The organism is Nocardioides zhouii, from assembly GCF_004137345.1.
In the GTDB taxonomy this organism is placed as follows: domain Bacteria; phylum Actinomycetota; class Actinomycetes; order Propionibacteriales; family Nocardioidaceae; genus Nocardioides; species Nocardioides zhouii.
Genome location: NZ_SDWV01000020.1, coordinates 28,882 through 55,605 on the forward strand (window position 1 = coordinate 28,882; position 26,724 = coordinate 55,605).

A 26,724-nucleotide genomic window follows, 5' to 3' on the forward strand; every position below is an offset into this window, starting at 1 on the left:
GGCTGGTCGACGTATTCTCGGGGAATGTGCCGCAACATCCGCCCGCTCAACAACTTCGAGCCGCCCGCGTCGAGTGACGAGGTGACGGCCGCTGCGCTGCAGTACGTCCGCAAGATCGCCGGGACGACCAAGCCGTCCCAGGCCAACGAGGACGCGTTCTACGCCGCGGTGAAGGAGATCGCCCACGTGACCGAGCACCTGCTCGAGGACCTGGTGACGACCGCTCCCCCGAAGAACCGCGAGGTCGAGGCGGACAAGGCTCGAGCCCGCGCGCGGGTCCGGTACGGCGCGTGACGCTGGCGTCGACCCGGGCGAGCGAGGCGACCGCGCTCGACCTGCTAGCGACCCGGCCGCTGGTCGTGCTGACCGGCGCGGGGCTCTCGACCGACTCCGGCATCCCGGACTACCGCGGCCCGGGCGCCCCGGCGCGGGCGCCGATGACCTACCAGGAGTTCGTCGCGACGCCCGAGGCGCAGCGGCACTACTGGGCGCGGAGCCACGTGGGGTGGCAGCGGATGGGGCGCGCCGAGCCCAACGACGGCCACCGCGCGCTCGCCGAGCTCGACCCCCTGCTGCTCATCACGCAGAACGTCGACGGGCTGCACGAGGCCGCCGGCTCGCGGCGCCTCGTCGCCCTCCACGGCCGGGTCGCCGACGTGGTCTGCCTGACCTGCCGCGCGACGTCGTCGCGCGCGGACCTGGAGCGGGTGCTCGACGAGCTCAACCCCGACTGGATCGAGCGGCACGCCTCGGCGCTCTCGAACCCCGACGGTGACGTCGACCTCGACGAGACCGACGACTTCGTCGTGCCGACCTGCGCGTGCGGCGGTCCGCTCAAGCCCCACGTGGTCTTCTTCGGCGAGAACGTGCCCGCTGACCGGGTGGCCCGCTGCTACGCCGCCGTCGAGGCGCTCGGCAGTGGTGGCGCGCTCCTCGTCGCGGGGTCGTCGCTGACGGTCATGAGCGGGCTGCGGTTCGTGAAGCGCGCGGCCCAGGGAGGCACGCCGATCGTCATCGTGAACCGTGGCGTGACCCGCGGCGACGACCTGGCGTCGTACAAGCTCGAGGTGGGGTGCAGCGAGTTCCTCGCAGAGCTCGCCGCGCGGGTCGCCTAGCGGCGGACGAAGATGTGCTCGGCCGCCTCGACCACCAGCTCGGCGGTCTCGCCGCCGGAGCCGATGAGGATGCCCTCGTCGGTGCGGGCGATGGTGACGGTCTTTCCGGGCAGGGCGCCGACGCGGCGGAGCAGGCCCATCAGCTCCTCGTCCTTCTGCATCTCCTCGGAGATCCGCTTGACGTGGACCAGCTGGTCCTCGGCGCCGGCGGCCGCCGAGAGCGGCTCGACGTCGGTCATGAAGTCCTCGCCGCTGACGTCGCCGAGCTCGTCGAGCCCCGGGATCGGGTTGCCGTAGGGCGACTCGGTGGGGTGGTCGAGGAGCTCGAGCAGGCGGCGCTCGACGGTCTCCGACATCACGTGCTCCCACCGGCAGGCCTCGGCGTGGACGAGCTCCCAGTCGAGGCCGATCACGTCGGTGAGGAGGCGCTCGGCGAGGCGGTGCTTGCGCATCACGCGGGTGGCCAGCAGCTGGCCCTCCTCCGTGAGCTCGAGGTGCCGGTCGCCCTCCACCGTCAGCAGCCCGTCGCGCTCCATCCGGGCGACCGTCTGCGACACCGTCGGCCCGGACTGGTGCAGCCGCTCGGCGATGCGGGCGCGCAGCGGGACGATGTCCTCCTCGACGAGCTCGTAGATCGTGCGGAGGTACATCTCGGTGGTGTCGATCAGGTCACTCACGCGGGCCATTGTGTCCCATCGGCGGCTGCCGCGCTCCGCCCACCCGTGGCACAGTGAGGCCGGTGACCGAACTCCTCGTGCCGCAGCGTTTCTGCGGCCCGCCCGACTCCGGCAACGGCGGCTGGACGGCCGGGGCACTGGCTGCCCTCGACCGCGCCGACGCCCCCGACGACCGTACGGACGGCTGGCCCACGATCGAGGTGTCGCTGCGCCAGCCGCCTCCGCTCGACACGCCCCTCCAGGTCAGCGAGGCGGGCGGCGTCCTGACCGCCTCGCTCGACGGGTCCGTGGTCGCCACCGCCCACCGGGTCGAGCGCGAGCTGGGCCTGGTCGACCCCGTCCCCCACGACGTCGCGACCGCGGCCGAGTCGTCGTACCCGGGTCACGAGTTCCACCCGTTTCCGACGTGCTTCGCCTGCGGTACGTCGCGCAGCGAGGGTGACGGCCTGCGGATCTTCCCCGGCCAGACCGGCGACGGGCCCGCCGGCGCGCTGGTCGCGGCCCCGTGGACGCCGCACCCCAGCCTGCACGAGGACTGGCACACGTACGTCGACGACGCGCCGCGCGCGTCGGTGGCCGCGACCTGGGCCGCGCTCGACTGCATCGGCGGCTGGGCGGGCGACCTCACCGAACGACTGATGGTGCTGGGCCGGATGACCGCGCGGGTCGACGACCTCCCGGTGATCGGTGAGCCACACGTCGTGGTCGGCGAGGGGCGTGGCCAGGACGGACGCAAGACCCTCACCGCCGCGACGCTGTACGACGCCGACGGCCGGGTGGTGGCGACTGCCGAGCACACCTGGATCGCCGTCGACGCCGAGCTCTTCGGCGGGCACTCCCCGACGCGATAGCCACCCGGCCTGCGTCCCGTTTTGACCGGCCCTCCCCCCTCGTTGAGAGGATGTGGACATGGCTGATTTGATCGATCCAAACGTCCACTGGTGGCGCAACGCCGTCGTGTACCAGATCTACGTCCGCAGCTTCGCCGACAGCGACGGCGACGGCATCGGTGACCTGCCGGGCATCACGTCGCGCCTGCCGCACCTCGCCGACCTGGGCGTCGACGCGCTCTGGATCACGCCGTTCTACACCTCGCCGCAGCACGACCACGGCTACGACGTCGCCGACTACCGCGACGTCGACCCGCTGTTCGGCCAGCTCTCGGATGCCGACGACCTGATCGCGCGGGCCCACGACCTCGACCTGCACGTCGTCGTCGACCTCGTGCCCAACCACACCTCCGACGAGCACGTGTGGTTCCAGGCCGCGCTGGCCGCCGGCCCGGGCAGCCCCGAGCGCGCCCGCTACCTCTTCCGCGACTCCCCCGACGGCCCGCCGAACAACTGGAAGTCCGTCTTCGGCGGCCCGGCGTGGACCCAGGTCGACGACGGCCAGTGGTACCTCCACCTCTTCGACTCCAGCCAGCCCGACCTCGACTGGCGCAACCCCGAGGTCCCGGCGATGTTCGAGGACGTGCTGCGCTTCTGGCTCGACCGCGGCGTCGACGGCTTCCGCGTCGACGTGGCCCACGGCCTCTTCAAGGAGGCGTCGCTGCGCGACCAGGTCGTCGAGGCCGGCGGCACGCCCGCGAGCAGCGCCCACGAGATGGTCGAGCGCACGATCTCCGACGAGCCGATGTGGGACCAGCCCGAGGTCCACGACGTCTACCGCTCGTGGAACACGATCCTCGACGAGGCCGGTGCCGACCGGATGGCCGTCGCGGAGGCCTGGACCCAGACGATCGAGTCGATGACTGCCTTCATCCGCCCCGACGAGCTCGACCAGACGTTCAACTTCGCCTGGCTGCTCGCCGAGTGGTCGGCCGAGGCGTTCGCTGACGTCATCACCGACACGCTGGCCGCGGTCGAGGGCGTCGGCGCGGCCCCGACCTGGGTGCTCAGCAACCACGACGTCGTACGCCACGTCACCCGCTACGGCGGCGGCGTGCAAGGCCTGGCCCGTGCCCGCGCCGCGACGCTGACGATGCTCGCGCTGCCCGGCTCGAGCTACCTCTACCAGGGCGAGGAGCTCGGCCTCGAGCAGGTCGACGTCGCCCCGGAGGACCGCCAGGACCCGTCGTACCTCCGCACCGGCGAGGTCGGCCGCGACGGTTGTCGGGTGCCGATCCCGTGGAGCGGCACCGAAGCGCCGTACGCCTTCGGGCCCGGCTCGACGCAGCCGTGGATCCCGCAGCCGGCCGACTGGGCGCCGCTCACGGTCGAGGCCCAGGCCGGCGACCCGGCGTCGACGCTGGAGTTCTACCGCGACGCACTGCGGGCTCGCCGCGAGTTCGCCTGGTCTGCCGGCGAGGAGGTCGAGCTGATCGACCTCGGCACCGACGTGCTCGCGTTCCGTCGCGGCCCGCTCACGGTCGTGCTCAACTGCGGCACCACCCCGGTCGAGCTGCCCGAGGGCGAGCTGCTGCTCGCCAGCGGCCCCGCCGACGGCGGCACGCTGCCCGTCGACACCGCTGCCTGGCTCCGCTGACACCTCGGTATCTAGGGACGTTCTGGTAGGCGATCCACATGATCGACCTACCAAATCGTCCCTAGGTACCAGGGGCAGGGCGGGTCAGTCGTCGGAGAGGGCGGTGTTGTACGCCGCCAGCTTGTCGGCGAACCCGGCCAGCTCGGCGTCGCTCCAGGCGGCGAGCCGCTCGTCGAAGCGGTCGCTGCGGTGCCGGCCCATCACCTCGAGGCGCTTGCGGCCCTCGTCGGTCGCGTCGAGCAGGATCGCGCGGCGGTCCTCAGGGTCGGGCTGGCGCTCGACCAGCCCGAGGTCGACGAGCGCCTGCACCTGACGGCTCACCCCGCCCTTGTCCATGCCGAACGCGTCGCTCAGGTCGGCCCCGCGCATCGGGCCGTTGGTGGCCAGGTGCGTGAGGATGACGTACGTCATCGGGTGCAGGTCGGGGTGCACGTCGCGGGCGCGCTCCCCCATCACCCGCTTGACGCGGCGGATCAGGCTGCCGACCTCGGACTCGATGCGACGCAGGTCGTCGTCGCGCGTGCTCACGGGGTCCCTGCGGCGTTGTTCGACGGAGGAGCGGAGCGGGGGAGACGAAGAACGTCGTGGGGTGTTCTCATGCCTGCGGGGTGACCTCTGCCATGAGCTCATCATCGCGCTTCACCGAGGTCCGCAGCGGGACCTCCTTGATGAAGAGCACGGCGATGAGCGCGGCCACGGCGAACGGCAGCGCGGCCAGGAAGATGTGACCGGTCGCGTCGCCGTACGCGCTCTCGAAGATCGCGCGGATCGGCTCGGGCAGGGTGGACAGGTCCGGAATGCCGCCGGTGCTGTGGCTGACGGCGTCGGCGTACGCCGGCTGCTCTGCGACGAGCTTGCCGAGTCCGACCTTCACAGCGTCGGCGACCTGATGGGCCAGGACGGCACCCAGGGCGGCGATGCCGACCGAGCCACCGAGCGAGCGGAAGAACGCGACGACCGAGGACCCGGCGCCCATGTCGGAGAGCGCGATGGTGTTCTGCACGGCGAGCACGAGGTTCTGCATGGTGGCGCCGAGGCCCAGGCCGAGGACGGCCATGAAGATGCCGGTGTGCCACAGCGGGGTGCTCGCGTCGATCGTGGCGAGCAGTGCGATGCCGACGATGACGGCGACCATGCCGCCGACGAGCCAGCGCTTCCACAGGCCGGTCGCGGTGATGATGCGGCCGCTGACGATGCTCGACACGAGCAGGCCGCCGACCATGCAGATCGACATCAGGCCGGCCTCGGTCGGGCTCATGTCCTTGGCGCGCTGGAAGTAGAGGCTCAGGTAGACCGTCGATCCGAACATCGCGACACCGATCAGCACCGACGCGACGGTGGCGAGGGTGAGGGTGCGGTCCTTGAAGAGGTGCAGCGGGATGACCGGGTCCTTGGCGACGTTGGCCTCGACGTGGATGGCCGCCGCGATGATCGCGATCGAGCCGGCGACGAGCAGGCCGCTGGTCCACGAGATCCAGTCGAAGTTCTGTCCGCCGAGGGAGACCCAGACCAGCAGGATCGAGACACCGCCGACCAGCAGGAACGCGCCGAGGTAGTCGATCGACACCTCGCGCTTGACGACGGGGAGGCGCAGGGTCTTCTGCAGCACGACGAAGGCGAGGGCCGCGACCGGCAGGCCGGCGAAGAAGCACCAGCGCCAGCCGACGGTGTCGACGAGCACGCCGCCGACGAGCGGGCCACTGACCGTGGCGAGGGCGAAGACCGCACCGATGTAGCCGCTGTAGCGGCCGCGCTCGCGCGGCGACACCATCGTGGCGATGACGACCTGGACGAGCGCGGTCAGGCCGCCGACGCCGAGGCCCTGGACGACGCGGGCGCCGATCAGCACCTCCATCGAAGGCGCGAACCCGGCGATCAGCGAGCCGATCGAGAAGATCACGAGGGCCGTCTGCACGAGCAGCTTCTTGTCGAAGAGGTCGGCGAACTTGCCCCAGATCGGCGTGGTCGCGGTCATCGCGAGCATCGTCGCGACGACCACCCAGGTGTAGCCGGTCTGGCTGCCCTGGAGGTCGTCGACGATCGTCGGCAGCGCGTTGCTGACGATCGTGCTCGAGAGCATCGCGACGAACATCGCGAGGAGGAGCCCGCTGAGTGCTTCGAGCACCTGGCGGTGGGTCATCTCGCCGGCCTGCTCGGCGGTGAGGGTGGGAGCCTGGGTCACTGCGTGCCTTCGATTCGTGGTTGCCGATCGCAATAGTTGCTGACCACAACCATATGCCGAGGGTGGTGGGGATGCCAGCCACGGCGTACGAGACCTGCACCACACCGGCGGCGGGGTAGTACACCGGGAAATGGCTGTCCGGAACGGCGTACGTTGACCATTTCCCGGTGGACTACCCGCCGGCGTACGACGCCGAGGTCCGAGGTTCCCTATCCAAACTGGAGCCTCACCCGCGAAGTTTCGGGGTGGAGGCTCCAGTTTCCCCGGGTACCCGGGGATCGCGACAGCAGGCGGAGGCCACCCAGGAAATGCAGCGACCCGCAGGCGTGCTGCCCCTGGTGAGAGGGCCCCGGTGGATGGACTCCGGGCGCCTGCGGGTCGGGTGGCTGCGGTGAATTCGCCGGCAGCTGTCGGCGATGCCGGGGGCTGCCTAGCGGGCAGCCACCTCACTCATCCGAAAAGAACTCATTCTTCGGATCACCTCCCTTCTGTGTACGACCACCGTACGTCGAGGGGCGGGGCCGCTCAATGGGTTAACGCCTCGGCCTCCTCGGCCGGCGACTCGAACTGCGAGCGGTAGAGACGGGCGTACGCGCCACCCTCCGCCAGCAGCTCCTCGTGCGAGCCCTGCTCGACGATCGAGCCGTCCTCCATGACGAGAATCAGGTCGGCGTCGCGGATGGTGGAGAGCCGGTGCGCGATCACGAACGACGTACGGTCCGAGCGCAGCGCCGCCATCGCCTGCTGCAGCAGCAGCTCGGTGCGGGTGTCGACCGAGGACGTGGCCTCGTCCAGGATCAGCAGCGCCGGGTCGGAGAGGAACGCCCTCGCGATTGTCACCAGCTGGCGCTCGCCGGCCGACAGGTTGGAGCCGTCCTCGTCGATGACGGTCTCGTAGCCGTCGGGCAGCGAGTGCACGAAGCGGTCGACGAACGTCGCCCGGGCGGCCTCGAGGATCTGCTCCTCCGTGGCGCCGGGCCGGCCGTACGCGATGTTGTCGCGGATCGTGCCGGCGAAGAGCCAGGTGTCCTGCAGCACCATTCCGATCCGGCCACGCAGCACGCCGCGCGGGATCGAGGCGATGTCGACGCCGTCGATGAGGATCCGCCCGGCCTGCGGGTCGTAGAACCGCATCACCAGGTTGACCATCGTGGTCTTGCCCGCACCGGTCGGACCGACGATCGCGACCGTGCTGCCGGGCTGCGCCACGAGCGACAGTCCGGAGATCAGCGGCCGCTCGGGGTCGTACGAGAACGACACGTCCTCGAAGCGGACCTCGCCGTGCGCGTCCTCGATCGCAGCGGACTGACCGCGCTCCTCCTCGAGCTCCTCGGGGGCGTCGAGCAGCTCGAAGACCCGCTCGGCCGACGCGACGCCGGACTGCAGCAGGTTGAGCATCGAGGCGACCTGCGTCAGCGGCTGCGTGAACTGCCGGGAGTACTGGATGAAGGCCTGCACGTCACCGAGCGACATCGTGCCGCTGGCGACCCGCAGCCCGCCGAGCACCGCGATGATGACGTAGTTGAGGTTCCCGACGAACATCATGATCGGCATGATCAGGCCGCTGACGAACTGGGCACCGTACGACGCCTCGTAGAGCTCGTCGTTCTGCTCGGCGAACACCCGCTCGGCCTCGCCCTGGCGCCCGAAGACCTTGACGATCGAGTGGCCGGAGAAGGTCTCCTCGATGTGGGCGTTGAGGGTGCCGGTGCGGCGCCACTGCTGGATGAACATGCCCTGCGAGCGCTTCATCACCGCGCCGGTGACGAACATCGAGATCGGCACCGAGACCAGCGCGACGAGCGCGAGCAGCGGCGAGATCCAGAACATCATCCCGAGTACCGCGAAGACCGTGAGCAGCGAGGTGAGCATCTGGCTCAGGGTCTGCTGGAGCGTCTGGCTGACGTTGTCGATGTCGTTGGTGACGCGGCTCAGCAGCTCGCCGCGCGGCTGCTTGTCGAAGTAGCCGAGCGGCAGCCGGTGGACCTTGTCCTCCACCTCCGAGCGCATCCGCAGGACCGTCCCCTGGACGACGTCGTTGAGGAGGTAGCCGCCGAGCCAGGCGAGCAGCGAGGCCGCGACGTAGACGGCGAGCACGATCATCAGCACGTCGGCGACGGAGGAGAAGTCGACGCCGTTCGTCAGGTCCATCGACGCGAGCATGTCGGCCTGCCGGTCCTCGCCCTGGGCGCGCAGCGCCTCGATCGCCTGCTCCTGGGTGGCGCCCGACGCGAGCACGTCCTTGCCGATCAGGCCGGCGAAGATCAGGTCGGTCGCACGGCCCAGGATCTTGGGGCCGACGGCCGTGAGGACCACGCTGACCACGGTCAGCACCAGGACGGCGTACGTCTTGGCGCGCTCGGGACGCAGCCGCGCGAGCAGCCGCTTGAGGGAGGGCCAGAAGGTGTCGGCCTTCTGGCCGATCATCCCGCCGCCCATCGGGCCGCGGCCGGGGCCGCCGGGTCCCTGCTGGACGCGCTCGGTCTCCTTCAGCGTGCCGGGCTCGGCCTTGGCGCCAGTGGTGGTGGTGTCGGTGCTCATGTTCACGCCACCTCTTCCGCGGTGAGCTGGGACTGGACGATCTCCTGGTAGGTCGAGCACGTCGCGAGCAGCTCGTCGTGGCTGCCGGTGCCGACGACGGCGCCGTCCTCCATGACGACGATGCGGTCGGCGTGGCGGATGGTCGCCACGCGTTGCGCGACGATCACCACCGTCGCGTCGCGGGTCACCGGTCTGAGCGCGGCGCGCAGCTTGGCGTCGGTGGTGAGGTCGAGCGCGGAGAACGAGTCGTCGAAGAGGTAGACGTCGGGGCGGCGGATGACCGCCCGCGCGATCGCCATCCGCTGGCGCTGCCCGCCGCTGAGGCTCGATCCGCCCTGGGCGATCTCGGCGTCCAGGCCGTCGGGCATCGCCTCGACGAAGTCCTTCGCCTGGGCGATCTCGAGGGCCGCCCACATCTCGTCCTCGGTGGCGTCGGGCTTGCCGTAGCGCAGGTTGTCGGCGACGGTCCCGCGGAAGAGGAACGCCTTCTGCGGCACCAGCCCGAGACGCGACCACAGGGCGTCGAGACCGATCTCGCGTACGTCGACACCGCCGACGCGTACGGCGCCGCCGGTCACGTCGAAGAGGCGGGGCACCAGGTTGACGAGCGTCGACTTGCCGGCGCCGGTCGACCCGACGATGGCGACCGTCTCGCCGGGCCGCGCGGTCAGGGTGACCTCGCGCAGCACCGGCTCGTCGGCACCGGGGTAGGCGAACGTGACGCGGTCGAGCTCGAGGCTGACCCGTCGGGGCAGGTCGGTGACGGGGTCGGCCGGCGGCACGACCGACGATTCGGTGTCGAGCACCTCGCTGATTCGGTCGGCACACACGGACGCGCGCGGCACCATCATCAGCATGAACATCGCCATCATCACCGACATCACGATCTGCATGAGGTAGGAGATGTACGCGGTGAGGGCGCCGACCTCCATGTGCCCGTTCTCGACGCGGTGCCCGCCGAACCACAGCACGCCGACCGTCGCCACGTTGGCGACGATCATCACCGTCGGGAACATCGCGGCCTGCCAGCGACCGGCGCGTACGGCCACGTCGGTCAGCTGCTGGTTGGCGCCCCGGAACCGCTCGACCTCGTGCTCCTCGCGGACGAAGGCCCGCACGACGCGTACGCCCGTGATCTGCTCGCGCAGCAGCCGGTTGACCTCGTCGATCCGCTCCTGCATCAGCCGGAAGCTCGGCACCATCTTGCGCACGATGAAGCCGATCGAGACGCCGAGCACCGGCACCACGGCGAGCACGAGCCAGGACAGCCCGACGTCCTCGCGGGCGGCCATGATGATGCCGCCGACCATCATGATCGGCGCCGCGACGAGCAGCGTGCCGGCCATGAGCACGAGTATCTGAACCTGCTGCACGTCGTTGGTCTCGCGGGTGATCAGCGATGGGGCGCCGAACTGCTGCACCTCGCGGGCGGAGAAGGTGCCGACGCGGTGGAAGATCGCGGCGCGCAGGTCGCGGCCGAACCCCATCGCGTTGCGCGCGGAGAACCACACCGCGATCACCGAGCAGATGATCTGCACGAGCGAGACGGCGAGCATCAGCCCGCCGTGGCGCACGATGTAGCCGGTGTCGCCGGTCACCACGCCCTTGTCGATGATGTCGGCGTTGAGGCTCGGCAGGTAGAGCGCGGCCATCGTGCCGACGAACTGCAGCGCGACCACGACGGCCAGCGGGGCGGAGTACGGCCGGAGGTAGGTGCGGACGAGACGGAGCAGCATTCAGGAGTCCTTGCTCTTCAGTACGCCGTCGAGCAGCGTGCCGACGATCTGGTCGGGCGTGAGGATGTGCCCGTCGCTGATGTGGGGGTGGGTCCCGGAGAACGTGAGCATCCGGAGCATGTGGACCAGCTGGACCGGCGTGCAGGTGAGCCGGTCGGCGTCAGCCTCGACCACGGCGACCATGATCTTCTCGGCCCGACGCCGACCGTCCTCCATGTGTCGGTGGGCCTTGGGCGGGCCGACCATTCCCATCGCGCTCATCAGCAGGAAGATCCCGCGGAAGCGGTCCTGCAGGTGGCGGCACAGGTCGGTCAGCCGCGCCCGCAGGTCCTGGTCGAGGTCGATCGACTCGAGGTCGGCGAAGAAGGGTTCCATGTCGAGCGCCTTGTCGACGGCCGCGGTGACGAGGTCGTCCTTGGAGTCGAAGACCCGGAAGATCGTGCCCTCCGCGACACCCGCCGCGTCGGCGATCTGCTTGGTGGTGACGGTGCGGCCGTGCTCGTGGAGCAGCGGGATGGTCGCGTCGACGAGTGCCTCCCGGCGGTCGTCGGGGGTCATCGGGCGGGCACGAGGGGTCACGTCGGCGAGTGTAAGTGAGTGAGCGCTCACTCACAAGCGACGATGTGGCAGTGGACCGCGCACCATGCAGGCAGTTCGCGCCGGTGCAGTCCCCAGCCACGCTCAGCCCGGCTGATCCCCGGCCGAACTGCCTTCATGGTGTCGGCTAGGGCGCGAGCCGCTCGATCGTCCAGCCGTCGCCCGCGCGGCGGTAGACCAGGCGGTCGTGGAGCCGACTGGGCCGCCCCTGCCAGAACTCGACGGCCTCGGGCACGACGCGGTAGCCACCCCACGTGGGCGGCACCGGCACGGACCCCGCGGACTCGTCGGTGCCGAAGCGCTCACCGGCGGCGGCGTACGCCTCCGCGAGGTCGTCGCGCGAGGCGACCTGCCGGGACTGGGCGGATGCCCACGCCCCGAGCTGCGCGCCCCGCGGTCGGGAGTGGAAGTAGGTGGACACCTCGGCGTCGCTCAGCACCGACGCGACGCCTTCGACGCGCACCTGCCGCTCGAGGGGGTGCCAGGGGAAGAGCAGCGCGCAGTGCGGGTTGGCGGCGAGCTCGTCGCCCTTGCGGGACGCGTGGTTGGTGAAGAAGACGAAGCCGTCCGGGCCGACGCCCTTGAGCAGCACCATCCGGCTCGACGGTCGGCCGTCCGGCGTCGCGGTCGCGAGCACCATCGCGTTGGGTTCGTGGACGCCTGCGTCGACTGCCTGTTGCAGCCACTGCTCGAACATCTCGACCGGGTCGTCGGCCAGGTCGGGGAGGTCGAGGCCACCCCGGCCGTACTCCTCGCGCAATCCGGAGAGGTCCATGGCGTCGAGGCTAGTCGCCGGGTGCACAATGAGCCGTCCCGTGCTGTTCCTCCCGGGACCCCGCATTCACAAGGAGTCCCCATGACCGAGATCCAGCACGGCCTCGAAGGTGTGGTCGCGTTCGAGACCCAGATCGCCGAGCCCGACAAGGAGGGCTCCGCGCTGCGCTACCGCGGCGTGGACATCGAGGACCTCGTCGGCCGCGTGCCCTTCGAGAACGTCTGGGGCCTCCTCGTCGACGGCTCCTACACCCCCGGCCTGCCGCCGGCCGAGCCGTACAACATCGCCATCCACACCGGCGACGTGCGCGCCGACGTGCAGGCCAGCGTCGCGATGCTCGCGCCGATGCTCGGCATGGGCCAGACCTACGACATCTCCGACGAGCAGGCCCGCCTCGACCTGTCCCGCGTCGCCGTCATGGTGCTGTCGTACGCCGCCCAGTCGGCGCGCGGCCTCGGCAAGCCGGTCGTCCCGCAGGCCGAGGTCGACCAGGGCAAGACCCTCGCCGAGAAGTTCCTGATCCGCTGGCACGGCGAGGCCGACCCGAAGCACGCGCACGCGATCGACGCCTACTGGTCGTCGGCCGCCGAGCACGGCATGAACGCCTCGACCTTCACCGCCCGCGTCATCACCTCGACCGGCGCCGACGTGGCCGCCGCGTTCTCCGGCGCCATCGGCGCGATGTCCGGCCCACTGCACGGCGGTGCGCCGTCGCGCGTGCTCGGGATGATCGAGGAGGTCGAGAAGCGCGACGGCGACGCGTCGTCGTACGTCAAGGAGCTGCTCGACAACGGCGAGCGCCTGATGGGCTTCGGCCACCGCGTCTACCGCGCCGAGGACCCGCGCGCCCGCGTGCTCCGTCGTACGGCCAAGGAGCTCGACGCCCCGCGCTACGAGGTCGCCGAGGCGCTCGAGAAGGCCGCGCTGGCCGAGCTCAAGGAGCGTCGTCCCGACCGCGTGCTCGAGACCAACGTCGAGTTCTGGGCGGCGATCGTCCTCGACTTCGCCGAGGTGCCGGCCCACATGTTCACGTCGATGTTCACCTGCGCCCGTACGGGCGGCTGGTCGGCCCACATCCTCGAGCAGAAGACGACCGGCCGACTGATCCGGCCCTCCGCCGTGTACGCCGGCCCGAGCACCCGCCCGGCCAGCGACGTCGAGGGCTGGAACGAGGCCTGGGGGAACTAGCGCTGGTCGATCGCGCAGGCAGGGGTCCCGCCCGGCAGCCGGGACCGGTTCGCGGCGATCCAGTGGTAGACGCGGCGGGCGAGCGGGTCGATCGGCCAGGTCCGCATGAGGCGCCCGACGACCCGCCACGGGAGCGGACCGGTGCCGAGGATCGCGGCGAAGGCCCGGTGCCCGTAGTCCACGCGCCCGTCCGGGTGGACGTACGGCATCTCGACCACCGCACGCTCTGCGTCGACGCCGAGGGCGGCCAGGTCGACCGCCTGGATCGTGGAGCTGTCGATGTCGACGCCGAGCCGCGGCACGAGGGCGGCGGTGCGCATGCAGAAGCCGCAGTCACCGTCGTTGAGCATCAGGCCGCGCTCCATGGGACGAGCCTACGTCGGCGGTGCGACCGTCGGCGGAGCGACCGTCAGCGCCGCCTGGGCGGCGTACCAGGACGTGAGGCCCTTCGCGCCCTGCCGGGTCAGTGAGAGGTGCATGTGGTCGCGGTGCCGCAGCGTCGGTGAGCAGGTGCGCCGGTTGCGGCAGCCCGAGCTGAGGTAGCGCTTGGCGACGAAGCCGTCATACGCCGCGTACATCTGGTCGTCCCAGATGACGTACATGATGCCCATCCGCCGGGCGAGCGCACTCGGCTGGCCGGTGTCGTCCGGGGCGAGGAGCTCGTCGAGCAGCGCGGCGCCCAGCGCCTGGTCGGTCTCGCTGGTCGCGTCGAGGACCCAGTCGAAGGCTCGCGACTCCTTGTGCTCGCTGGTGCTCGACCCTTCGCAGGGCCGGGTGATCGCGCCGTAGCCACCGCCGCGGGCGACGAGCCAGTCGGCGAGCATGAGCACGCCCGGCTTGGGGTGGCGGCGACAGGTGGTCTGCGGCTGGTAGCCGGCGTACGGCTCGAGCGGCATCAGGTACGGCGCGGAGCTGGTGACCGTGCCGCGAGGCGAGGTGCCGGTCTCGTCGGCCGACGCGGAGGTGGCGCCGACCAGCAGGGTCGGCAGCAGGGCAAGGGTCGCCACGACCCTTGCGACGACCCACGACGATCCGCGCACCACGCGACCGTAGGTCGGCCCGCGAGGGCTCGTCCGGGCAACGCGTGAAGATCAGCGGTGTAGTTCGACGGACTACTCGACCACCGGGTGCAGGCGGCAACCGAACGTCCGGCTGAGGTCGGAGCCGCAGTAATAGCCGAAGCCCGGGACCGGCTCGTAGCCGGACGACGTGTAGAGCGCGATCGCCTCCGGCTGTTCGAGGCCGGTCTCCAGCACCAGGCCCTCGACCCCGGCGGCCGCGGCGGTGGACTCGAGGTGGGCGAGCATTCGCCGGGCGATGCCGCGGCGCTGCTGCGCCGGCACGACGTACATCCGCTTGATCTCGGCCGTGACGTCGACGCCGAGTGCGACGACCGTGCTGCGCCGCCACGCCCCGGTGGTCACCGGCACGCCGTCGACGTAGCCGACGAAGAACTGTCCCTGCGGGTCGTCGAAGTCCGACGGGGTGATCGGCGACTCGTCGCGACCGCCGTAGCGGGCGACGTACTCCTCCTGCACGGCCTCGACGAGGAGCTGCGCGTCGGGGTGCGTGATCGGCACCCGCTGGATGCGCAGGTCCGTGTCCATCCTGAGTCCCCCGTCGTACGTGGCAAAGCGGCGGATGTCAGGATAGGGACTTCTCTGACAGCGTCGTCAGGACCCACCGTTCCCGTTCCACGTGAGGTTCCTCCATGACCGACGCCCTCAAGATCCCCGCCGAGCTCCTCCCGGCCGACGGCCGCTTCGGAGCTGGTCCGTCGAAGATCCAGACCAGCCACCTCGACGCCCTCGCCGCGACCGGTGACCGGCTGATGGGCACGTCCCACCGCCAGGCTCCGGTGAGGCAGACGGTCGGCCGCGTACGCGAGGGCCTGGCCGCCCTCTTCGACCTGCCGGACGGCTATGAGGTCGTCCTCGGCAACGGCGGCGCGACCGCGTTCTGGGACATCGCCTGCTTCGGCCTGATCCGGGAGAAGAGCCAGCACCTGACCTTCGGCGAGTTCTCCTCGAAGTTCGCCACGTCGGCGAAAAAGGCGCCGTGGCTCGCCGACCCGAGCGTGATCGCCAGCGATCCCGGTTCGCGCCCCGAGGCGGTCGCCGAGGACGGCGTCGACGCCTACGCCTGGGCGCACAACGAGACGTCCACCGCGGTGATGGCGCCCGTACGCCGCCCCGCGGGCGTGGCCGACGACGCGCTCGTGCTCGTCGACGCGACGTCCGGCGCCGGCGGCCTGCCGGTCGACCTCACCGAGGTCGACACCTACTACTTCGCCCCCCAGAAGTGCTTCGCCTCCGACGGCGGGCTCTGGATCGCGCTCATGTCGCCGCGCGCCCTCGCCCGCGCCGAGGAGATCGCGGGGAGCGACCGCTACATCCCGCCGTTCTTCGACCTGCCGACGGCGATCGACAACTCCTCGAAGAACCAGACCTACAACACCCCGTCGGTCGCGACGCTCTTCCTGATGGCCGAGCAGCTCGACTGGATGAACGCGCAGGGCGGCCTCACGGGCATGGTCGAGCGCACCACGGCCTCCTCGGACGCGCTCTACGGCTGGGCGGAGCGGACTGCGTACACGACCCCGTACGTCGCCGAGCCTGCTGACCGCTCACTGGTGATCGGCACGATCGACTTCGACGACTCGATCGACGCGGCGCAGATCGCGGCCGTGCTGCGAGCCAACGGCGTCGTGGACACCGAGCCCTATCGCAAGCTCGGCCGCAACCAGCTGCGCGTCGCGATGTATCCCGCGATCGACCCGGCGGACGTCGAGAAGCTCACCGGCGCGATCGACTACGTCGTCGGCAAGCTCTGACGCACGACCCCTGGGACGGGACGAGGGCCCCGGCCGATGTGGCCGGGACCCTCGCAACCTCGTGAGCTCTTCTGGATCAGCTGCCGAACTTGTAGGTCTGGCCGTTGACCTCGGCCCAGCGGAGCAGGCTGCTCCAGTTGGTGCCGTCACCGCAGCCGTTCAGGATGCTGATGTTGACGATCTTCTTGGCACCGTGAGCGGCCATGTAGGACGACCACGGGGCCTCACCGGCCGGGTTGCTGCCCGCGTCGTCGTTGAATCGAGCGGTGCCGCTGGTGACGACCCACTCGTGGAACTCGCCCTCGCCGATGTCGTAGTTGGTGGGGGTGTTGAACTGCGTGTTGGGCGAGAAGGTCAGCCGGTTGGCCTGACCGCCGGTCGTGCCCTCGAAGAACACGCGCATGCTGGGAGCGCCCACGCCGGCCGTGTCGGTGTTGGAGAAGTAGCGGGCGTAGTAGACGAGGTTGTCCAGGGACGACAGCGGCTGCCCGTTCATCCCGGAGAAGTCGACGCGGGCGTAGTCGACACCGGCGGTGCCGCAGGCGCCCGGATTCGCGAAGGGACCTGCCATGATGCCGTCGCCGGTCAACCTTGCGCCCGCCACGTCGGCCGCGCGCACCGTCCACGGGCCGTTGAGGTCGGAGACGTAGGTGACGCGGCTGTCGCCCTTGTCGCCCTTGGCGCCGGTGTCGCCCTTGGCGCCGGTGTCGCCCTTGGCGCCGGTGGCGCCGGCAGGGCCAGCCGGGCCCTGGACGCCGAGCTTGGCGGTGACCTCGGAGCTGAGGTCCTTGAGCTTGAGGGTGCGGTTCTTCACCTTGGTGGTGGTGACCGACCCGCGACCGAGGTCGCGCGCCTCGACGGAACGGTCCTTGATGTCCTTGCCGGTGATCATGGCGCCGGCGACGGCGCCCGATCCGGCGCTGACGGCGAGCACGGCCGCGGCCGCGAGGACGACGACTCCGCGCGAGCGCGTGGCGTTGAAGTTGGGCATGCTGATGGGTCCCCTTCGTTCCAGGGCGGGCCTGATGCCCACCGCTGATCGTCACGCCGACCCATCCCAGCCCTACAGCCACCCCACAGGTCGACGTGACGATGGCAACGTAACCCTGATCACACCCAATGTCAGGGGCAACCTGACGATTGATGCTCCCAGGTAAAGACTTGGCCTCACCCCTGCGGGTGTACGCCGCTTCAGTCACCCGGTGCGATCGGGGTCTGGGAGACTCCGACGGCCATGAGGCTCCTCGTCTTCATCCCCAACCTCGCCGACGGCGGTGCGCAGCGCCAGTGCGTACGCCTCGTCAACGAGCTCGCCACGCGCGAGGGTCTGGATGTCGTGCTGGTGCGACACCCCGGCGGGGTTCACGAGTCGCAGCTCGACCTCGCCGGCATCGTCGATCGGCCACTCCCCGCGGGCCGCTCGCACCGCGACCCGCGCGCGGTGGTCGACCTGCGGCGCATCATCAGGGAGACCCGACCGGACGTCGTGATGACGTGGCTGACCATGGGCGACATCGTCGGACGGCTGGCCCTCGCGGGGCTCGGCCTCCCCTGGGTCATCGCCGAACGGGACTCGGCGCACCCGCCCGGGTGGCGCAGCACCATACGCCGACCTCTCGGCCGTCGCGCGGACCTGATCCTGGCCATCTCCCGCGAAGGGGCTGACTACTGGCGGACGGCAGGGCGGCCCGCGTCGCGTCCCACCGTCGTCGTCGACAACATTGTCGTCGCACCCCCGCCGCGGGCTCCGGCGGCCCGGGACACCATCGCCTTCATCGGTCGGCTGGCGCACCAGAAGAACGTCCACGTCGTCGCCCGTGCGATGGCGCTGAGCGCAGCCGCGCACCCGGACCTCCGGCACGTCATCGTGGGCCAGGGCGCACTGGAGAGCGAGGTGAGAGCCATCGTGCGGGACCACGCGGTGGACCTCGCCGGGTACGTCGAGGACGTCCACGCGGTCCTCGAACGGTCGCTGGCCGTGATCCTGGTCAGCCACCACGAGGGCCTGCCCAACGTGGTGCTCGAGGCGGTGACCCATGGCGTACCTGTGGTGGCCTCCGACCTGCCCGAGCACCGCGCCCTGCTCGGGCCGGACTACCCCTACTTCGTCGCGGACCGCGACTCACCCGAGGCCGTGGCGCAGGTCGTACGCCGGGTGGTCGCCGCACCCGCACCAGGAGCGCTGGACCACGCCCGGGCACGGGTGGCGGCGATGACGCCGGCCGCGGTCGCTGACTCCTACCTCACTGCACTGGCGCCTCACACGCGATAGTGCGCGCGGTGCCACTCGACGAAGGCGGCGACGCCCTCTCCCACAGGGGTCTGCAGCTTGAGGCCGGTCAGCGCTGTCAGCAGCCCGACGTCGGCGTGGGTGTCCACCACGTCGCCCTGCTGACGCGGGAGCAGGACCTTCTCCGCCACCGTGCCCAGGGACGCCTCGACCGCCGAGACGAGCTCGGTGACGAGCACCGGCTGCGAGCCGGCGACGTTGACCGTCCGCCACGGCGCGACCGGGCTGAGCGAGTCGCTCGCCGGGTGCGCCTGCCCCGGCGCCGGCGTGAGGGGGATCAGCGCCAGCACCGCGTCGACGACGTCGGCGACGTAGGTGAAGTCGCGCATCAGCTGCCCGTCGCCGTAGAGCTCGATGGGCTCGCCCTCGAGGATCAACCGGACAAAGGTGAACAGGGCCATGTCCGGCCTGCCCCACGGTCCGTAGACCGTGAAGAGGCGCAGGCACGTGGTGGGGATGTCGAAGGCATGGGAGTAGGCGTGCGACATCGACTCCGCGCTGGACTTGGTCGCGGCGTAGAACGAGACGGGGAAGTCCGTGCGGTCGGTCTCCGCTGACGGCGGGAGCTCGTTCGCGCCGTACACCGAGGACGACGACGCGATCAGCAGGTGCGCGGGCGCCACGACCCGGCACGCCTCCAGCAGGTGGAGGGTGCCGATCATGTTGGCGCGGACGTACGCGCCGGGGTCGGCGAAGGACGTACGCGCCCCGGCCTCCGCGGCGAGGTGGAGGACGACGTCGGGAGCCGTCCGGGTCAACCAGTCCTGGAGATCGGCGGCCTCGCTCAGGTCGAGCTGCACGAACTCGAACTCGGGGTGCTCGAGCAGCAGGGCCAGCCGCTGCCGCGCCAGGTCCGGGTCGTGGCCGGTGAACGAGTCCATCCCCGACACCGCGTGCCCGTCCGCGAGCAGGGCTCGGGCCACGTGGAAGGCGATGAACCCGGCGGCTCCGGTGATGGCGATCTTCATGGCGTCACGTCCTGCCCGGTCCGGTTGCGCAGCCACCGGCGGGCGTCGGGCGTCAGGACGTACGCGTGGACGAGGGCCGTCGGCCCGGCCAGTGCGACCACCGACACCGCGATCTCGACGAGCGGGCCGGCGGGCGAGACGACCGCGCCGAGCGCCACGCAGGAGGCCAGGCCGACGACCACCGCGACGAGCCCGCGACCCGCTCCCGGCACGTGGGGCACCTGCTCCCGCGCGAGCCGGGGCGCCAGCAGGCTGGCGGGCAGCCGGGCGGCGATCAGGGCGACGTACATCGCGGTCGCGCTCTCGGTCTCGCGCAGCACCAGCCACGCGATGACGACGCTGACCAGGAGGGACGACCCCACCCACATCACCATCCGCGCGACCTGGAGGCTCACGTCGAGGATCTGCGCGTCGGTGCGCAGCAGCATCACCTGGGCCATCGCGACCACCATGAGGGCGTTGACCGGGTCGCCGAGGTAGTGCTCGGCGCCGACCCAGGCCGTCACGAAGGCCTCGTTGAGCAGCACGATGGCCCCGCCGGCCACGACGATGATCGCGGCGTTGAGGCTCTTCGCGAGCGAGACCAGGCCGGCCGCCTCGGCGTCGCCGCCCCTGGCGAGCAGCCCGCCCAGGCTCGGCATCATCGCGCCCGTCGTGAGCATGCCGGCGCCGACCGCGAAGACCGTGGCGTACGACGTGATGGCGAAGGACGCCGCGAGCGCGGGCCCCAGCACGGCGCCGAGCAGCAGCAGCTCCGCGGACACCAGCACCCGGTCCACGGTCGCCCAGGCGAGCAGCCAGCCACTGAACCGCGACAGGCGGCCGATCTCACCCGCATGCGGACGCGCGGCACCCCACCAGGCCACGCGACGGCCGGCGATCCACCACGTGGTCGCCCCGAGCACCACGCTGCCCACGACGGAGGTCACGGCCAGCGCGACGAGGCCGCCGGACAGCGACACGGCGACCACGGAGGCGACGGCCACGCCCACCGCCACTGCGGTCGAGGCGTACGCCGAGAGGTGCACGAGGTTGCTCCCCCGCAGGACCGCGTCGGGGATCCCGAGGACTCCGCCGACCACTGTGCCGACCGCGAGGACCGCCCCCACACCGAAGGTCAGGCTCGGGTCGGCGCCGTCGACCAGCCGGGGCAGCGCGAGACCGACGAGGAGGACGGCTGCGGCGAGCGAGACCGGCAGCCAGAGCAGCCACACCACCAGCGTCGCCCCGACGTCGCGTCGGAGCTCGTCGCCCTGCACCTCGCCGTCGCGGGACGCGACGACCCACTTCAGCGCCTGGGTGGAGCGTCCGTCGGCCAACGTCACGAAGGTGAGGGCCTGCTGCGCGGTCTTCCAGATGCCGAACGCCACCGAGCCGACGGCCCCGAGGACGATCGGGTTGACCACGAGGCCGAGCAAGGCCAGCACGAGGAAGTTCGTGTGCAGGGCGACCGCGTGGCGCCGCGCCGTGCCCGCCCACCCGGCGACGGTCGTCATGCGTCGATCAGTACCCGGGGCACCGGCACAACCTAGGGCACCCGTGGCCCGTTCCGAGGTGACAAGCGTCCCATCCCCAGGGGTGGTCTGGCCCAGTGGAACCGAGGTCGGGAAGACCTCAGGTCGCGAGCAGCTTGAGCACGGCCCGTTCGAGCGCGGCCTGCCGCGCGTCCGCGGTGTCGTACGTCGCGCGCACCTTGATGGTGCGTCCGCGCTCGTACGCCTCGACGACGCGCGGGTCGACGTACGCCGTCCGCGCGAGGGTCGGGGTGTTGCCGAGGAACTCCGCGACCTCCTTCATCGCACCCGAGACGGCCCGCTTGCGCGACGCCTTGGTCTCCCCCGCCTCGTCGGTCTCGGCGAGCACGGCCGCCGCGATCACGGACGCGTGCCACGTGCGGAAGTCCTTGGCGGTCGCCTCGATGCCGAAGCAGGTGCGGATGTAGTCGTTGACGTCGCTCGCACCGAGGTCGCGCCAGCGCTTGCCGTCCTTCCAGGCCAGCAGCTCGTCACCGCCCCCGCGGCGGCGGCGCATCACCTCGAGCGACTCGATCGCCGCCTTGTCGTCGATGTCGATGGTGTGCTCGACGCCCGACTTGCCGACGAAGTGGAACCGCAGCGCGCCCCCGTGCCGGGAGACGTGGTCCTTGCGCAGGGTCGTCAGGCCGAACGAGCCGTTGGTGTCGGTGTAGACGTCGTTGCCGATCCGGAAGTAGCCGAGGTCGAGCAGGCGAACGGCGACCCCGCACGAGCGCTCGAGCGACATCCCCTCGGCCCCGATGTCCGCCAGCACCCGCTCGCGCGCCTTCGACAGCGCCTTGCCGAAGAGGAGGATCCGGTCGAACTTCGCGGCGTCGCGGCTCGCGCGCCACTGCGGGTGGTAGAGGTACTGCTTGCGACCGGCGTCGTCGGTGCCGACGGCCTGCAGGTGCCCGTGGGCGTGGGGCGTGATCCACACGTCGGTCCACGCGGGCGGGATGACCAGGTCCTTGCAGCGCTGCACCTGCTCGGCGTCGAGCCGGTTGCCCTGCTCGTCGAGGTAGGCGAAGCCCTTGCCCGAGCGACGCCGCGACCAGCCCGGCTGGTCGGGGAAGGTGCGACGCAGTCGAGGCATGCGGCCGAACCTACTGGCCCGGCGCGGGCCTGCCGCCACCCCGAGGGAGGTCCTCTCCTGCCGGGAGCAGCGGACGGCCCGCTGTGCCGTGCACAGCGGGCCGTCCGTGGTGGTCGGACCTGGATCAGGAGGTCTTCTCGATGACGCCGAAGGGCTCGAAGTCGTACGTCGTGGCGCCGAGCTGCAGCGCGTCGATGGCGCCCGAGAACGCGTTGTCGCGGCCCTTGCCGACCTGGACGGTGTAGAGCGTCGCGTTGGGCAGCTTCGCCTTGACCTCGTCGAGGGTGCAGTACGTCGTCTGGTTGCAGCCGGTCGCGGTGCCGGCGGCGCCGCTCAGCCACCAGTCCTTGGTGTCGGCGGTGACCTTGGTCCACACGTTGGCGGGCAGGTTGTGCGGCACGTAGTTCAGGGTGCTGAAGGTCTGGGCACCGTTGCTGGGGTTGATCTCCATCGCGACACTGGCGAGGTTGTCGGGCGTGGGCGCCTGCGTGGTGCCACGGTTCTCACCCGTCGTGAACTCCCAGAAGCTGACCGACGCGATCGACGCGAGGGGCTTGCCGGCGAAGTCGACCTGGTTGCCGAAGGCAGCCTTGTCCGCGCCGGAGCCGGTGCGGATGCCGAGGCTGCCGACACCCATCGGCGGCTTGACGGTCGGTCCCACGAACGGACCGGAGCGGAGGTAGGAGTCGCCGTTGCCGATGACGTTGCGGTCGACGATGCTCCAGTTGGGGCCGGCGTACGTCGCGGTGCCGCTCTCGCCCTTCGGGCCCTGCGGGCCGGTCTCGCCCTTGGCGCCGGGAGTGCCGGCAGCGCCGGCGGGGCCGGCGGGACCCTGCGTGCCGAGCTTGGCGGTGACCTCGGAGCTCAGGTCCTTGAGCTTGAGGGTCCGGTTCTTGACCTTGGTGGTCGTGACCGCGCCGCGGTCGAGGTCCTCGGCCTCGATGGACCGGTTCTTGATGTCCTGGCCCGTGATCAGGGACCCGGCGACAGCACCGGATCCGGCGCCGACGGCGAGGACCGCCGCGGCAGCGAGGACGACGACACCGCGCGAGCGCGCGGTCGAGAAGTGAGACATGTGTTTCCTCTGGGATGCAGGCAGCGCGATGTGCTCGCGCTGCGCGAGTGATGGCGCCGACCGACCCTCGAACCCGAACGGGCTCCCCACGGTCTGGTGGCGTGCGCGCACCGTAACCCGGTCTAGTCCGCCTGTGGAGCGCGTTCGCAACGTTTCGTCAAGAAATCCCTGACCCACGCTCGAATCGAGCGGGATCCCTCACCCCTACGGAAGGGTGCGCCGGGCCAGCTCCGCCTGACTCGCCGTCAACCGGTGCTCCGGCACCCGGATCGGGTCGCTGCCGTCGACGGTGAACGTGTAGACGTACATGTCGGGCATCGGCCGCTCGGACCCACCGGTCGTGGCCGTGAGGGCAGCGTCGGCCACCAGTCCGCGGAGGTCGTCGTCGAGGTCGACCTCTGCCGTCTCCGTCCGGCCGATGAAGCCGCCGCTGCGCTCGACCCGCAGCCGCTGGGCACCTGCAGGCGCGGAGGATCTCGAGGGTGCCGACGTGCCTGCTGTCGGCTCGACCCCCACCTGGGCCCACGCCTCGCGTACGGCGTCGGCCTGCTGCCCGGCAGCCGCGACGGTCGCAGCGGCGAAGGTGGCAAAGTCCGCGTCCTCGGGGACGGCGTCGCCGACGAGCGCGTCGTACCAGACCCGGCCGGCGCCCTCGATCGCCGTGCCACCGATGGCGACGGCCGCGAGCTGGAACGCCTTGTTGGGGATCCCGGAGTTGAGGTGCACGCCGCCGTTGTCGTCGGTCGTCTCGATGTAGTCGTCCATGTGTCCGACCTGCGGGTCCGCGCCGAGCTCGGGGTCGTCGTACGCCGTTCCGGGCGCGGCCATGTCGCGCAGGGCCCGCGCCTTGATCGACGGCTTGAAGATGCCCTCACCGATCAGCCAGTCGCCGTCGGCGGCCTCTTGCCCGAGGAGCCGCTGCTTGAGGCAGGAGGCGAAGACGTCGGCGACCGACTCGTTGAGCGCGCCGGACTGGCCCTGGTAGACCAGGCCGGCGGTGTGCTCGACGACGGCGTGGGAGAACTCGTGGGCGAGCACGTCGACCGGCTTGGTGAAGCGCTCGAAGACCCGGCCGTCGCCGTCGCCGAAGACGAGCTGGGTGCCGTCCCAGAAGGCGTTGTTGTAGCGCGAGCCGTAGTGGACGGTCAGGCTGACGGGGGCTCCGGCGTCGTCGTGGGACTCGCGCGAGAGGACCTCGGCGAACATCGCCAGCGTCGCCTCGATGCCGGTGGCCGCCTCGTCGACCGCGACATCGCCGGACTCCGGATCGCCCGCGCTGCGTACGGGCGTGCCGGGCAGGGAGGTGGTCGAGTCGGCGTCGTGGACGGTCCAAGGAGACCCGCCGGACACCACGATCCTGCGGGCCGAGCGGGCCTCGACGCTCCGCCGGGTGCGCAGCGACTCGTCGAGGGCTGCCCGCTCCGGGCCGTCGACGCGTTCGGCCAGCCAGGGCGGGATGAAGGTGCACCGAGGGGCAGGAACTGTGAGGTGGATCTCCCGAGAGGTCATGGCACAGGTCTACCCCGCGACTCCGACAGCGGGAAGGGGTCGTAGGGGCGACCGGAGGGCGAGCCCGCGAAGTCTCGATCCGCGGCTCGGCGCACTAGACTCGGACGCGCTGCGGCCGTGCCGGCCGCGCCCCGGCGCCCCCGCGCCACCTCGTCTGCCCCGGAAGGCCCCTGCATGCCCACCCAGTCACGCTCCGACCTGCGCAACGTCGCGATCGTCGCGCACGTCGACCACGGCAAGACCACGCTGGTCGACGCCATGCTCCGCCAGGCCGGTGCCTTCACCGCGCACCAGGCCGAGAGCGTCGCCGACCGGGTGATGGACTCGGGCGACCTCGAGCGCGAGAAGGGCATCACGATCCTCGCGAAGAACACCGCGGTCCACTACGCCGGACCGGCCGGCGGCGGCCAGCCGATGGTCATCAACATCATCGACACCCCCGGCCACGCCGACTTCGGTGGCGAGGTCGAGCGCGGCCTGTCGATGGTGGACGGCATCGTGCTGCTCGTCGACGCCTCCGAGGGCCCGCTCCCCCAGACCCGGTTCGTGCTCCGCAAGGCGCTCAACGCCGACATGCCGGTGATCCTGGTCGTCAACAAGACCGACCGCAGCGACGCCCGCATCACCGAGGTGGTCGAGGAGACGTACGAGCTCTTCATGGACCTGCTCGACGAGAGCCACAGCCAGGACGCGCTGGACTTCCCCGTCGTGTACGCGTCGGGCCGTGCCGGCATCGCGAGCCTCGTGGCTCCCGAGGACGGCACGATGCCCGAGGGCAGCGACCTGGAGCCGCTCTTCAAGACGATCCTCGAGACCATCCCGGCCCCCGTCTACACCGAGGGCTCGCCGCTGCAGGCGCACGTGACCAACCTCGACGCCTCGCCGTTCCTCGGCCGGCTCGCGCTGGTGCGCGTCCACGAGGGCACCCTCAACAAGGGCCAGACCGTGGCGTGGATCCGTCGCGACGGCTCGGTCAAGAACGTCAAGATCACCGAGCTCCTCGTCACCGAGGGCCTCGAGCGCCAGCCCGGCAAGAGTGCAGGCCCCGGCGACATCGTCGCCGTCGCCGGCATCCCGGAGATCACCATCGGCGAGACCCTGGCCGACGCCGAGAACCCCATCGCGCTGCCGCTGATCCACGTGGACGAGCCCGCAATCTCGATGACGATCGGCACGAACACCTCGCCCCTCGTCGGCCGCACCAAGGGCGGCAAGGTGACCGCCCGCCTGGTCAAGGACCGCCTCGACCAGGAGCTCGTCGGCAACGTGTCGCTGCGCATCCTCCCGACCGAGCGCCCCGACGCCTGGGAGGTGCAGGGCCGCGGCGAGCTGGCGCTGGCCATCCTCGTGGAGCAGATGCGCCGCGAGGGCTTCGAGCTGACCGTCGGCAAGCCGCAGGTGGTCACCAAGGAGGTCAACGGCAAGACGCACGAGCCGTACGAGCGCCTCACCATCGACGCGCCGGAGGAGTACCTCGGCACGATCACCGAACTGCTCGCCTCCCGCAAGGGCCGCATGGAGTCGATGACCAACCACGGCACCGGCTGGGTCCGGATGGAGTTCCTCGTGCCCGCGCGTGGCCTCATCGGCTTCCGCACCGAGTTCCTCACCGACACCCGCGGCACCGGCATCGCGCACGGCATCTCCGAGGGCTACGAGCCCTGGGCCGGCGAGATCCGCTCCCGCACCAACGGCTCGCTCGTGGCCGACCGCAAGGGTGCTGCGACGGCGTACGCCATGACGAACCTGCAGGAGCGCGGGATCATGTTCGTCGAGCCGACCACCGAGGTCTACGAGGGCATGATCATCGGCGAGAACTCGCGCGCCGACGACATGGACGTCAACATCACCAAGGAGAAGCAGCAGACCAACATCCGGTCCGCCACCTCCGACAACTTCGAGAAGCTGATCCCGCCGCGCCACCTGTCGCTCGAGCAGTGCCTGGAGTTCTGCCGCGACGACGAGTGCGTCGAGGTCACCCCCGATGCCGTACGCATCCGCAAGGTCGTGCTCGACGCCAACGCGCGCGCCAAGACCGCCTCGCAGTCGCGCAAGGCCAGCAAGGGCTGACCTGCTCCACGACGACGAACAGCCCGGCTCCGCAGTGCGGAGCCGGGCTGTTGTGCCCGTGGAAGAGGCGC

The 26,724-nt window shown here is 70.9% G+C and carries 24 protein-coding genes; 8 read left to right on the top strand and 16 right to left on the bottom strand.

Annotated features, from left to right (window positions below; genetic code table 11):
* The first annotated feature begins 24 nt into the window (after positions 1–24).
* Both EUA94_RS17145 and EUA94_RS17150 read left to right on the top strand, forming a co-directional pair.
* The gene (locus EUA94_RS17145; RefSeq protein WP_129428119.1) at positions 25–294 is read left to right on the top strand and encodes a DUF2277 domain-containing protein; all 270 of its coding nucleotides are present in this window, start codon (positions 25–27) and stop codon (positions 292–294) included.
* A complete protein-coding gene (locus tag EUA94_RS17150; RefSeq protein ID WP_129428120.1) occupies positions 291–1,115 on the top strand; it encodes a Sir2 family NAD-dependent protein deacetylase in 825 nt (274 codons plus the stop codon). Before EUA94_RS17145 ends, EUA94_RS17150 begins: the two co-directional genes overlap by 4 nt.
* Here EUA94_RS17150 and EUA94_RS17155 read toward each other — a convergent pair.
* Positions 1,112–1,792, bottom strand: a complete 681-nt coding sequence (locus tag EUA94_RS17155) for an iron-dependent transcriptional repressor DtxR (protein WP_129428121.1) — start codon at positions 1,790–1,792, stop codon at positions 1,112–1,114. The genes EUA94_RS17150 and EUA94_RS17155 overlap by 4 nt on opposite strands.
* Positions 1,793–1,854: 62 nt before the next feature.
* On the opposite strand from EUA94_RS17155, the gene EUA94_RS17160 reads away from it, so the two are divergent.
* Together EUA94_RS17160 and EUA94_RS17165 are read left to right on the top strand one after the other, a co-directional pair.
* Positions 1,855–2,643 carry a hypothetical protein gene (locus EUA94_RS17160; RefSeq protein ID WP_207210603.1) on the top strand — a complete coding sequence of 263 codons (789 nt, stop codon included), beginning with the start codon at positions 1,855–1,857 and terminating at the stop codon, positions 2,641–2,643.
* Positions 2,644–2,701: 58 nt separating this feature from the next.
* Complete coding sequence (locus tag EUA94_RS17165; protein WP_129428123.1) at positions 2,702–4,279, top strand: glycoside hydrolase family 13 protein; 1,578 nt, start codon at positions 2,702–2,704, stop codon at positions 4,277–4,279.
* Positions 4,280–4,363: 84 nt separating this feature from the next.
* On the opposite strand, the gene EUA94_RS17170 is transcribed toward EUA94_RS17165, so the two are convergent.
* The 6 genes from EUA94_RS17170 to pdxH form a co-directional block, all read right to left on the bottom strand.
* On the bottom strand, positions 4,364–4,807 hold the full coding sequence (locus EUA94_RS17170) for a MarR family winged helix-turn-helix transcriptional regulator (RefSeq protein ID WP_242494941.1): 444 nt from the start codon (positions 4,805–4,807) through the stop codon (positions 4,364–4,366).
* 67 nt (positions 4,808–4,874) lie between these two features.
* Positions 4,875–6,461 (bottom strand): MDR family MFS transporter, encoded by a 1,587-nt coding sequence (locus tag EUA94_RS17175; RefSeq protein WP_340640867.1) that lies wholly within the window; start codon positions 6,459–6,461, stop codon positions 4,875–4,877.
* A 525-nt stretch (positions 6,462–6,986) separates the two neighbouring features.
* On the bottom strand, positions 6,987–9,002 hold the full coding sequence (locus EUA94_RS17180) for an ABC transporter ATP-binding protein (RefSeq protein WP_129428125.1): 2,016 nt from the start codon (positions 9,000–9,002) through the stop codon (positions 6,987–6,989).
* A gap of 2 nt (positions 9,003–9,004) precedes the next feature.
* On the bottom strand, positions 9,005–10,738 hold the full coding sequence (locus EUA94_RS17185) for an ABC transporter ATP-binding protein (protein ID WP_129428126.1): 1,734 nt from the start codon (positions 10,736–10,738) through the stop codon (positions 9,005–9,007).
* On the bottom strand, positions 10,739–11,317 hold the full coding sequence (locus EUA94_RS17190; RefSeq protein WP_207210604.1) for a TetR/AcrR family transcriptional regulator: 579 nt from the start codon (positions 11,315–11,317) through the stop codon (positions 10,739–10,741).
* A 145-nt stretch (positions 11,318–11,462) separates the two neighbouring features.
* Entirely contained in the window at positions 11,463–12,110 is a 648-nt protein-coding gene (gene pdxH / locus EUA94_RS17195) for a pyridoxamine 5'-phosphate oxidase (protein ID WP_129428127.1), read from the bottom strand.
* An 81-nt stretch (positions 12,111–12,191) separates the two neighbouring features.
* On the opposite strand from pdxH, the gene EUA94_RS17200 reads away from it, so the two are divergent.
* Positions 12,192–13,298, top strand: a complete 1,107-nt coding sequence (locus EUA94_RS17200; protein WP_129428128.1) for a citrate synthase 2 — start codon at positions 12,192–12,194, stop codon at positions 13,296–13,298.
* Here the strand turns inward: EUA94_RS17200 and EUA94_RS17205 are convergent.
* The 3 genes from EUA94_RS17205 to EUA94_RS17215 all read right to left on the bottom strand — a co-directional run bounded on the left by EUA94_RS17205 (position 13,295) and on the right by EUA94_RS17215 (position 14,905).
* A complete protein-coding gene (locus EUA94_RS17205) occupies positions 13,295–13,663 on the bottom strand; it encodes a thiol-disulfide oxidoreductase DCC family protein (protein WP_129428129.1) in 369 nt (122 codons plus the stop codon). The two genes, EUA94_RS17200 and EUA94_RS17205, sit on opposite strands and share 4 nt — an antisense overlap.
* 9 nt (positions 13,664–13,672) lie before the next feature.
* A complete protein-coding gene (locus tag EUA94_RS17210) occupies positions 13,673–14,338 on the bottom strand; it encodes a VldE C-terminal domain-containing protein (RefSeq protein WP_129428130.1) in 666 nt (221 codons plus the stop codon).
* Between the two features lie 72 nt (positions 14,339–14,410).
* A complete protein-coding gene (locus EUA94_RS17215) occupies positions 14,411–14,905 on the bottom strand; it encodes a GNAT family N-acetyltransferase (RefSeq protein WP_207210605.1) in 495 nt (164 codons plus the stop codon).
* A gap of 104 nt (positions 14,906–15,009) precedes the next feature.
* On the opposite strand from EUA94_RS17215, the gene serC reads away from it, so the two are divergent.
* Positions 15,010–16,131, top strand: a complete 1,122-nt coding sequence (gene serC, locus EUA94_RS17220; RefSeq protein ID WP_129428131.1) for a phosphoserine transaminase — start codon at positions 15,010–15,012, stop codon at positions 16,129–16,131.
* A 76-nt stretch (positions 16,132–16,207) separates the two neighbouring features.
* Here the strand turns inward: serC and EUA94_RS22445 are convergent, their stop codons facing one another.
* The gene (locus EUA94_RS22445; RefSeq protein ID WP_207210606.1) at positions 16,208–17,122 is read right to left on the bottom strand and encodes a collagen-like protein; all 915 of its coding nucleotides are present in this window, start codon (positions 17,120–17,122) and stop codon (positions 16,208–16,210) included.
* 243 nt (positions 17,123–17,365) lie between these two features.
* Here EUA94_RS22445 and EUA94_RS17230 point away from each other — a divergent pair, with 243 nt between their 5' ends.
* Entirely contained in the window at positions 17,366–18,403 is a 1,038-nt protein-coding gene (locus EUA94_RS17230) for a glycosyltransferase (protein WP_129428132.1), read from the top strand.
* Here EUA94_RS17230 and EUA94_RS17235 read toward each other — a convergent pair.
* The 5 genes from EUA94_RS17235 to EUA94_RS17260 all read right to left on the bottom strand — a co-directional run bounded on the left by EUA94_RS17235 (position 18,391) and on the right by EUA94_RS17260 (position 24,583).
* Positions 18,391–19,389 carry an NAD-dependent epimerase/dehydratase family protein gene (locus EUA94_RS17235; protein ID WP_129428133.1) on the bottom strand — a complete coding sequence of 333 codons (999 nt, stop codon included), beginning with the start codon at positions 19,387–19,389 and terminating at the stop codon, positions 18,391–18,393. The genes EUA94_RS17230 and EUA94_RS17235 overlap by 13 nt on opposite strands.
* Entirely contained in the window at positions 19,386–20,885 is a 1,500-nt protein-coding gene (locus tag EUA94_RS17240) for an oligosaccharide flippase family protein (protein ID WP_129428134.1), read from the bottom strand. The genes EUA94_RS17235 and EUA94_RS17240 overlap by 4 nt, the downstream gene beginning before the upstream one ends.
* A 118-nt stretch (positions 20,886–21,003) precedes the next feature.
* The gene (locus EUA94_RS17245) at positions 21,004–21,999 is read right to left on the bottom strand and encodes a DNA topoisomerase IB (RefSeq protein ID WP_129428135.1); all 996 of its coding nucleotides are present in this window, start codon (positions 21,997–21,999) and stop codon (positions 21,004–21,006) included.
* Positions 22,000–22,123: 124 nt separating this feature from the next.
* Complete coding sequence (locus EUA94_RS22230; protein ID WP_165356954.1) at positions 22,124–23,074, bottom strand: hypothetical protein; 951 nt, start codon at positions 23,072–23,074, stop codon at positions 22,124–22,126.
* A gap of 204 nt (positions 23,075–23,278) precedes the next feature.
* Entirely contained in the window at positions 23,279–24,583 is a 1,305-nt protein-coding gene (locus tag EUA94_RS17260) for a M4 family metallopeptidase (protein WP_129428138.1), read from the bottom strand.
* A 174-nt stretch (positions 24,584–24,757) separates the two neighbouring features.
* Here EUA94_RS17260 and typA point away from each other — a divergent pair, with 174 nt between their 5' ends.
* The gene (gene typA, locus EUA94_RS17265; RefSeq protein WP_129428139.1) at positions 24,758–26,653 is read left to right on the top strand and encodes a translational GTPase TypA; all 1,896 of its coding nucleotides are present in this window, start codon (positions 24,758–24,760) and stop codon (positions 26,651–26,653) included.
* The last annotated feature ends 71 nt before the right edge of the window (positions 26,654–26,724 follow it).

What these genes read in the sequence shown, in the direction of transcription:
- EUA94_RS22230 (WP_165356954.1), bottom strand. Translation starts at nt 23,074, where the DNA reads ATGTCTCACTTCTCGACCGCGCGCTCGCGCGGTGTCGTCGTCCTCGCT.
- typA (WP_129428139.1), top strand. Translation starts at nt 24,758, where the DNA reads ATGCCCACCCAGTCACGCTCCGACCTGCGCAACGTCGCGATCGTCGCG.
- EUA94_RS17185 (WP_129428126.1), bottom strand. Translation starts at nt 10,738, where the DNA reads ATGCTGCTCCGTCTCGTCCGCACCTACCTCCGGCCGTACTCCGCCCCG.
- EUA94_RS17235 (WP_129428133.1), bottom strand. Translation starts at nt 19,389, where the DNA reads ATGAAGATCGCCATCACCGGAGCCGCCGGGTTCATCGCCTTCCACGTG.
- EUA94_RS17245 (WP_129428135.1), bottom strand. Translation starts at nt 21,999, where the DNA reads ATGCCTCGACTGCGTCGCACCTTCCCCGACCAGCCGGGCTGGTCGCGG.
- EUA94_RS17180 (WP_129428125.1), bottom strand. Translation starts at nt 9,002, where the DNA reads ATGAGCACCGACACCACCACCACTGGCGCCAAGGCCGAGCCCGGCACG.
- EUA94_RS17215 (WP_207210605.1), bottom strand. Translation starts at nt 14,905, where the DNA reads ATGGACACGGACCTGCGCATCCAGCGGGTGCCGATCACGCACCCCGAC.
- EUA94_RS17240 (WP_129428134.1), bottom strand. Translation starts at nt 20,885, where the DNA reads ATGACGACCGTCGCCGGGTGGGCGGGCACGGCGCGGCGCCACGCGGTC.
- pdxH (WP_129428127.1), bottom strand. Translation starts at nt 12,110, where the DNA reads ATGGACCTCTCCGGATTGCGCGAGGAGTACGGCCGGGGTGGCCTCGAC.
- EUA94_RS17260 (WP_129428138.1), bottom strand. Translation starts at nt 24,583, where the DNA reads ATGACCTCTCGGGAGATCCACCTCACAGTTCCTGCCCCTCGGTGCACC.
- EUA94_RS17145 (WP_129428119.1), top strand. Translation starts at nt 25, where the DNA reads ATGTGCCGCAACATCCGCCCGCTCAACAACTTCGAGCCGCCCGCGTCG.
- serC (WP_129428131.1), top strand. Translation starts at nt 15,010, where the DNA reads ATGACCGACGCCCTCAAGATCCCCGCCGAGCTCCTCCCGGCCGACGGC.
- EUA94_RS17200 (WP_129428128.1), top strand. Translation starts at nt 12,192, where the DNA reads ATGACCGAGATCCAGCACGGCCTCGAAGGTGTGGTCGCGTTCGAGACC.
- EUA94_RS17205 (WP_129428129.1), bottom strand. Translation starts at nt 13,663, where the DNA reads ATGGAGCGCGGCCTGATGCTCAACGACGGTGACTGCGGCTTCTGCATG.
- EUA94_RS22445 (WP_207210606.1), bottom strand. Translation starts at nt 17,122, where the DNA reads ATGCCCAACTTCAACGCCACGCGCTCGCGCGGAGTCGTCGTCCTCGCG.
- EUA94_RS17230 (WP_129428132.1), top strand. Translation starts at nt 17,366, where the DNA reads ATGAGGCTCCTCGTCTTCATCCCCAACCTCGCCGACGGCGGTGCGCAG.
- EUA94_RS17165 (WP_129428123.1), top strand. Translation starts at nt 2,702, where the DNA reads ATGGCTGATTTGATCGATCCAAACGTCCACTGGTGGCGCAACGCCGTC.